The following is a 7,161-nucleotide window of genomic DNA, read 5'->3' on the forward strand; positions in this document are numbered from 1 at the left end:
TTTTTTCTTGGCATAATGAGTTCCTCCTCTTGTATTATATGCTATTTAAAGGATTAACTCATTTTAAAATGTACTAATTAGATGCTAACACTAATCTTCAAAAGAATGGATGAGATTCAGGAAAGACTGGAGCACGAAAGAAGACAGAGAAAGAAACTTGCAGAGCAATTGATAGAACGATAAAGTAGCAAGACAAAGCGCGGGTAGGATATAGAGAGTCTCGGAGAAGAATTCCTTAAGACGGATTTCCCGGAGAAGAACGCCAAGGCATACATACTGCGTAGTCCGCGGCGACAGGGACGATGTGACCTGGGAAAAAGAGCTTAAGGAAAACCTCTCGGTTCTCTACAGCAAAGCGCATGAACTCGGCGGCCTTGTAAGCGGTGAGCACGGTATCGGCCTCAGCAAGCAGAAATACCTGCTGGAGACCACACCTGCGGTTAACATTGCTCTTATGAGGAATATAAAGAAGGCCTTTGACCAGAAGCTTATATTGAATCCGGGAATGTCGTATGGCGCTTGATCACTGCGCCTTCTTAGCGGCAAGTTAACTGTTTTTGCTGATACTATAGTATTTCTATTGGGACACAAATACGTTTTAATATTGACGATATAGCGTTAAAAATATACAATAAATATGGCTGTTTTCTTAAACAAATCATCACAATATATGCTTTAAAATGTAACTTTTGCACCTGAGAAAGGCGGAGTTGTAGATTTTTTGACACTTCTAAATGGTAATAAGCAAAGAGTTTTAGTAGGTGATGTTACCGAATCAGGCAAGTCTGTAATAACACTAAGGAGGAAAAACGCTTATGATAAGTCATAAAGCATTTAATCTGCAGCAGTTAATTGACAGAGCTTATAAACCCGAGGACTGGATGAATCATTTAAACGATGATTTGCTTAAATTCTGGAATAAACCCGAGATTACTGATATAAAAGATTCTTTGTTTCCAACTTATATTACAAATGATGGTCATGTGCTTCCGGCTTCAAAACAGGATTGGCCAAAAGAGTTTGTAGAAGCAAAAAAATCTTCTGACACTTCAGGTTTGGTTGACGAAGATAATAATTACGTAAGAGCACACTCGAGATTAACCTATGCATTTGGCATTGCATATCATATGACGGGTAAGACTGAATATCTTGATATTTGCAAAAAAGGTGCTATGGAATTAATGAATGCTATGGATGGAAACTACGGCATGCACGTTACTCAGAATAGTACTACCAAAGAATGGGATTCTGATTACAGGAAACGTACCAGTCAGGATCTTGCGTACGGACTTACAGGTCTTGGAATGTATTACTTTTTGACACATGATAAAAGTGTTATGTTTAAGATTTTTCAGCTCCATGACTATATTTTTAACGTATATATGGATGAGAAAAGAGGGTATTTAACGTGGCTTCCAAGATTTTTGAAAGATAATCCAGAAGTTCAGATAGTAGCTCAATTAGATCAGCTATATGCATACATGTTGATGATAACTCCAGCACTTCCAATGCCTTATGCACAGAAGTGGCGTGATGATATGAAGCAGATTACAGATATTCTTATTACGCAGTTCTATAGCGAACAATATGGATTTTTCTGGGGTGTTGACAGTGATGCCATGAGTATGAATCTGGGAACTGATCATACAGATTTTGGTCACTCAGTAAAGACATTCTGGGTTATTTTAAAAGTTGGCGAACTTCTAAATAACGTGGAGTATATTAACTTTGCAAGACCTAAGATACATAGAATATTGCTGGATGCATATATAGAAAAAAATGGTTCCTGGGCAAGGCGTTTTGACCAGAATGGAAATCTTGATATAGATAAAGAGTGGTGGATTTTGGCAGAACTAGACCAGGCTGCAGAAATACTTTCTATTCATGATCCGTCTTATTATAGATTTTTGAATAACACGCACAAGTACTGGTTTGATGTAATGACCGATCACGAGCATGGAGAAATCTGGCATATGGTAGATGGAGCAACAGATAAGCCGGTAATAAACTATCCTAAAGCTCATAACTGGAAAACGTCACTTCATAGTTTCGAACATACGCTTTTTGGCTACATGACAGCAAGTAGAGTCAAGAACGAGAGTTTTTCACTCTTTTACGCAATACCTGAATGGGAGAAATCAAGGTGCAGAGAATTACAGCCCTATATGTTTAGAGCTAAAGTGTTAGATGTTGAGAATGAGGGAACAATAGATACCTTAACAGATGGAAATAGTAATTATAAAGTAACGTTTACATCGCTTCACTAATAATATTCAAAGGCCTAAATTATTATTGGAAAATATAATGATTTAGGTCTTTTTTTTGAATTATAATGAAAAAGAATTCCAGTTTATCGACATCTTTCAAACTTTAATAATAAACGTTACATAGAGCAGTTATCAGATAGCTGCTTTTCTTTATTTTGCAAAAATTTAAATATTGTTGATTTGCGAAATTCGCAGACGGAATTAAAATATGATTTGTCTTGATTTTAGGCACTAAAGGTGCTATTTTTAATTTGTAACATAAAATACGTTACAAATTAAAAAAAGAGGTTTATATATGAAAGAATTTATAGAGAAGAGCATTGGGATGGAAGTAGATATTAAAGACATAGACTATAATGGAAGACTTCCAATGATCTATTCTTCATTATATGATTTCAAGATTGCGAGTATGCATAATATAGAGTGGCTAATAGCAATTCCAAAAGAAAAAATCAATTTGGCTCAATTACGAAAGAACCATAGGCAAATTGAAAAACTTTTGGATTTGCGTTGTGCTTTGTATATAAAGAATACCAGCACTTACTCTAAGAATGCAATGATAGCAGATGGAATTCCTTTTATTGTAGAAGATAAGGAAATATATCTTCCATTTTTAGGTATCCTTCTTAATTCTGCTCGTGAAAGAACTATAAAGCCAGTTCAAAGAATATCATTTTTAACTCAAAAACTGATTCTTACAGCAATTTATGAAAGATGGAATGGGGTTACAGTTACAAAAGCGGCAGAACAACTAGACATTACAAAAATGTCTGCCTCTAGGTGTTTTGACGAGATAGATTTTTTTGATATGCCAATTCTTGGAACCAAGGGCAAGTCACGTGTCATTAATGTACCGGATGATATAAAGGAACTGTGGAGTAGTATTGAAGTTTACATGAGAAATCCGGTGATTAATAGCTTTTATATTAATGATAATTTGAATCTTCCTGTTTTTGGTGGAATGTCAGCGCTTGCTGAATATTCGATGATATCTGATAATAAATATCCGACTTATGTTGTGGCAAAGAAAGATATAAAAGATTTGGCACTGAAGGATAGGTTGGTTGATATAAAAAAAGACGAACCTGGCTGTATTATACAGGAGGTAGGTTACGTGGTTTCTTTTGACAAAGGTGGTGCTATTGATCCATTATCACTTTTATTATCATTGTCAGATGATGAAAAAAAAGATGAAAGAATCGAGATTTCTATAAGAGAAATGTTGGAGGAATATGTATGGTAGCGGGGTTGCTGAAATTTAAAGAGTACTTCAAAGACTAAGGCGTATTTGGACTTGAGTTCACGAAAAGCACAAGGAGAAAAGGTGGACTCTGCGGATATTAAAAAGCATAAGAAAGATGTTTTGAGATTGGCGGTTGAGATGGTTTTGAATCCTGTATCGGATTTGCCAGAATCTGTCATGGAGGATATGCATCATTTCATTAATAATCTTCGAGAAGATGAATTTGACCAGAATAGTTTGAAGACGTATAGAGTTACAAGTGATCAGGTGGTGAGTAGCTTGGTAAGTGTTTTCGAAGCTTAAGGCCCAATAAGTACGTATTTTGGGGACAATGAAATTTATAAATCGTAGTTTTTAGGGGGATTACTATGCCACATATTGAAATACAGTGTTTTTCCGGTAGAACAGAAGAGCAGAAAAAGAAGTGCGCAGAGAGAATAGCAGATGTTGTTGCAGAAACATTGGGCTGTAAGATGTCTAGTGTGTCTGTTGCAATTACGGATGTGCCTGAAGAAGAGTGGAAAGAAAAAGTTTGGGATAAACATATTGCTCCGGAATTGGATAATCTTTATAAGAAGCCGGGGTATACATGTGAGTAAGGTGGAAGTGGAATTATGATGTTGGAGAGAGCATGAACAAGCAAGAGATAATTAGTATATTAAATAATTTTCCTTATCTTTATATATATTACTCGAAAAAAATCTTCTTACAATAGGGACAAAGTAAGTTATATCTGAACATAAAGTTTTTTAAGATTTTACTTGAAAACAATTTTTAATTACATTAGCCTTTTCTTAGGACGTCCGAATCTTACCTAAGAGGAGGCTATTCATTTGGGATAAAGGGGATTTGAGTGGAAAAATAGAATAAATAAACGGGGATTTGCGTGTAAAATAAGTTCACTCAAATGGGGATTTGCGTTATACTCAAATCAGAAAGGTGGATTTTTACATGAAAGATGCTGTATTTAAGAGAAAAATATATGATGAAATACTTGAATGGAAAGAGAAACGTAGCAATAAATATGCGCTTCTTATAAAAGGGGCAAGACGTGTTGGCAAATCCACTATAGCAGAAGAATTTGCTAAAAATGAGTTTAAGTCATATATCTTGCTGGATTTTGCTCATGCGAGTAAAGAGATAATGGCATTATTTGATGATACTTATAATTTGGACTTTTTCTTTTTGCAGTTACAGCAGTTAACCAGAACGAGGCTTTATGAGAAGGAATCAGTAATTATATTTGATGAAGTCCAATTACTTCCCAAAGCAAGACAGGCAATTAAGTATCTAGTGGCTGATGGAAGATATAAATATATTGAAACAGGTTCCTTAATCTCGATAAAGAAGAATACTAAAGATATTTTGATCCCGAGTGAGGAACACAAAATATCTATGTATCCTATGGATTTTGAGGAGTTCCTGTGGGCAATAGGTGATGAAATCACTGCTGAGACTATTAAGACTCTTTTGAAAAATAAAAATGCAGCCGGTAATTCTATGCATAGGGATCTGATGAGAAAATTTAGATTATATATGCTTATTGGTGGTATGCCACAGGCGATTGAGACATATTTGGAAACGAATAATCTACAGGCAGTGGATGAAGCAAAAAGAGAGATTGTAGACCTTTATGAAGAAGATTTCACGAAAATCGATAGTTCGGGTTTGGCTGGAGATATATATGATGCTATACCAGCCAATTTAAGCGGGAATGCATCTAGATATATATTGGCTAGTGCGAGAGAAGGTACTAGAGCTGATCAAGTTGTTGATCTGCTACCAGATATGTTGAGCTCATACACAGTTAACATTGCTTATCATGCTAATAATCCTGGCGTGGGGATGGCTTTGGAAAAAGATTCAGGGCGATACAAACTTTTTACATCTGATGTAGGACTATTCGTAACTCTTGCATTTAAGGATAAGAATTACACTGAAAATGTTATATATAATAAGTTGCTTTCAGATAAGCTAGAGGCTAATTTGGGTTACGTATATGAAAATGTAGTTGCGCAAATGCTTAAGGTAAAAGGTAATAATCTGTTTTATTACACTATGGAGAGTGAAACATCAAACCATTTATACGAGATTGATTTTCTTACATCGGTCGGTGATAAAATATGTCCAATAGAAGTTAAGTATGGAAATTATAGAGCGCATAAGTCTTTGGATGTTTTCTGCGATAAGTTTAGCAGACGTGTAAAAGATAAGTATGTTGTTCATACAAAGGACTATAAATGGGAGAATGGTATAAATTATATTCCGGTGTATATGGTTCCATTTTTATAAGTTATTCAATAGGTAAGCATGAAATACGTAGGATTATTAGTGCGACGCAAATGCAACGCAAAAAAATACGTTGCATTTGCGTGGGGAGGTGAGATATGAGCAACCTTATTAAAATTGATAATGAATATAAAGACTGGATTACAGAAGTATCAAAACGTTTCAGACAGACTCAGCTAAAAGCTGCTGTGAAAACTAATAGTGATATGCTCAGGTTCTATTGGTCTCTTGGTAGGGATATTGTTGGATTGGGCGAAAAAAATAATTATGGATCTGGCTTTTATAAAACAATTAGTGAGGATCTTAAAGATATCTTTCCAGATATTAAATCGTTTTCGCCTACAAATCTTAAATATATGAGATATTTTTATGAGATGTATCCAGAAATATTAAATCGTCCTCAACTTGGGGACGATTCTGAAAATGAATTAAATCGTCCCCAGGCTGGGGACGATTTGGAAAATGCAATATTTTTTATTCCTTGGGGGCATAACAAAGTTATCATAGATAAGTGTAAAGGAGATTCCGCAAAGGCACTGTTCTATGTGAAGAAAACATTGGAAAACAATTGGTCAAGGGATGTACTCTTGAACTTCCTTGATACTGATCTATATGAGAGGCAAGGTAAGGCGGTAACAAATTTTGCATTAACATTACCGGCAGAGCAGAGTGATCTTGCGCAGGCTATGACGAAGGATCCATATAGATTTGATTTCTTAACATTGAGAGAAAAGTATGATGAGAAAGAGCTTAAGGATGCGCTTATAAACAAGGCCGAGAAGTTCCTTATGGAACTTGGTACAGGCTTTGCATATATGGGGCGAGAAGTCAGGATTGAAGTAGGTGATACTGAGAAGTTTATTGATATGCTCTTTTACAACACCAAGCGACACTGCTATGTAGTTTTGGAAGTGAAAACGGGCAAGTTTGATTCTTCATATGCTGGACAGCTTGGCACATATGTTGTAGCAGTAAATCACCAGATTAAGTCAGAAGAAGATAATCCAACTGTTGGCTTGTTGATATGTAAAGATCTTGACTGTAAACGCTATTATAAAAGTTGACCAGTTTCATCCATTTCGCTAGTGAAAAAGTTTACCACCTTGAGTTAAGTCCTTTATGATTTTTAGTGTATGAAAAAATCATGAAGGGAGAAAGGTGATGATAGTCGAAATGGATCTCTACTACCAAATCCGCAGCCGCTATAACGACGGCGAATCCATACGGTCCATTGCCAGAAAGCTGGGTATATCCCGGCAGACCGTTAAAAAGTATTGCAGAGGCGATACGCATCCTGATGAACGGAAACCATATCATCGGGACTCTGAGGTGGTTACTCAGGAAGTGATTGATTTTGCCCGT

Annotated in this window: 8 protein-coding genes; all 8 read left to right on the top strand. The window is 35.8% G+C overall.

The annotated features are described in order from the left end of the window. Nucleotides 1-304: 304 nt before the first annotated feature. Nucleotides 305-523, top strand: a complete 219-nt coding sequence (locus BLP87_RS15570) for an FAD-linked oxidase C-terminal domain-containing protein (protein ID WP_242871885.1) — start codon at nucleotides 305-307, stop codon at nucleotides 521-523. 292 nt (nucleotides 524-815) lie between these two features. Further along, nucleotides 816-2,267: an AGE family epimerase/isomerase gene (locus tag BLP87_RS15575; RefSeq protein ID WP_074463484.1), complete on the top strand. Its 1,452-nt coding sequence runs from the start codon at nucleotides 816-818 to the stop codon at nucleotides 2,265-2,267. 295 nt (nucleotides 2,268-2,562) lie between these two features. After that, nucleotides 2,563-3,510: a hypothetical protein gene (locus tag BLP87_RS15580; protein WP_074463485.1), complete on the top strand. Its 948-nt coding sequence runs from the start codon at nucleotides 2,563-2,565 to the stop codon at nucleotides 3,508-3,510. A gap of 81 nt (nucleotides 3,511-3,591) precedes the next feature. Then, nucleotides 3,592-3,813 (top strand): hypothetical protein, encoded by a 222-nt coding sequence (locus BLP87_RS15585; RefSeq protein WP_242871886.1) that lies wholly within the window; start codon nucleotides 3,592-3,594, stop codon nucleotides 3,811-3,813. Nucleotides 3,814-3,878: 65 nt separating this feature from the next. Beyond that, the gene (gene pptA / locus BLP87_RS15590; RefSeq protein ID WP_074463487.1) at nucleotides 3,879-4,109 is read left to right on the top strand and encodes a tautomerase PptA; all 231 of its coding nucleotides are present in this window, start codon (nucleotides 3,879-3,881) and stop codon (nucleotides 4,107-4,109) included. 352 nt (nucleotides 4,110-4,461) lie between these two features. After that, complete coding sequence (locus tag BLP87_RS15595) at nucleotides 4,462-5,802, top strand: ATP-binding protein (RefSeq protein WP_074463488.1); 1,341 nt, start codon at nucleotides 4,462-4,464, stop codon at nucleotides 5,800-5,802. A 95-nt stretch (nucleotides 5,803-5,897) separates the two neighbouring features. Then, nucleotides 5,898-6,863 carry a PDDEXK nuclease domain-containing protein gene (locus BLP87_RS15600; RefSeq protein WP_083334655.1) on the top strand — a complete coding sequence of 322 codons (966 nt, stop codon included), beginning with the start codon at nucleotides 5,898-5,900 and terminating at the stop codon, nucleotides 6,861-6,863. Nucleotides 6,864-6,960: 97 nt separating this feature from the next. Further along, nucleotides 6,961-7,161 (top strand): helix-turn-helix domain-containing protein (locus BLP87_RS15795; protein WP_143002169.1); only part of this gene is annotated, 201 nt, incomplete at its 3' end.

The sequence above is a fragment of the Butyrivibrio hungatei genome (genome assembly GCF_900101605.1).
In the GTDB taxonomy this organism is placed as follows: domain Bacteria; phylum Bacillota; class Clostridia; order Lachnospirales; family Lachnospiraceae; genus Butyrivibrio; species Butyrivibrio hungatei_B.

Bases quoted from the DNA above. Each gene is read 5' to 3' on its own strand.
- BLP87_RS15575 (WP_074463484.1), top strand. From the start codon at position 816: ATGATAAGTCATAAAGCATTTAATCTGCAGCAGTTAATTGACAGAGCT.
- BLP87_RS15580 (WP_074463485.1), top strand. From the start codon at position 2,563: ATGAAAGAATTTATAGAGAAGAGCATTGGGATGGAAGTAGATATTAAA.
- BLP87_RS15600 (WP_083334655.1), top strand. From the start codon at position 5,898: ATGAGCAACCTTATTAAAATTGATAATGAATATAAAGACTGGATTACA.
- BLP87_RS15595 (WP_074463488.1), top strand. From the start codon at position 4,462: ATGAAAGATGCTGTATTTAAGAGAAAAATATATGATGAAATACTTGAA.
- pptA (WP_074463487.1), top strand. From the start codon at position 3,879: ATGCCACATATTGAAATACAGTGTTTTTCCGGTAGAACAGAAGAGCAG.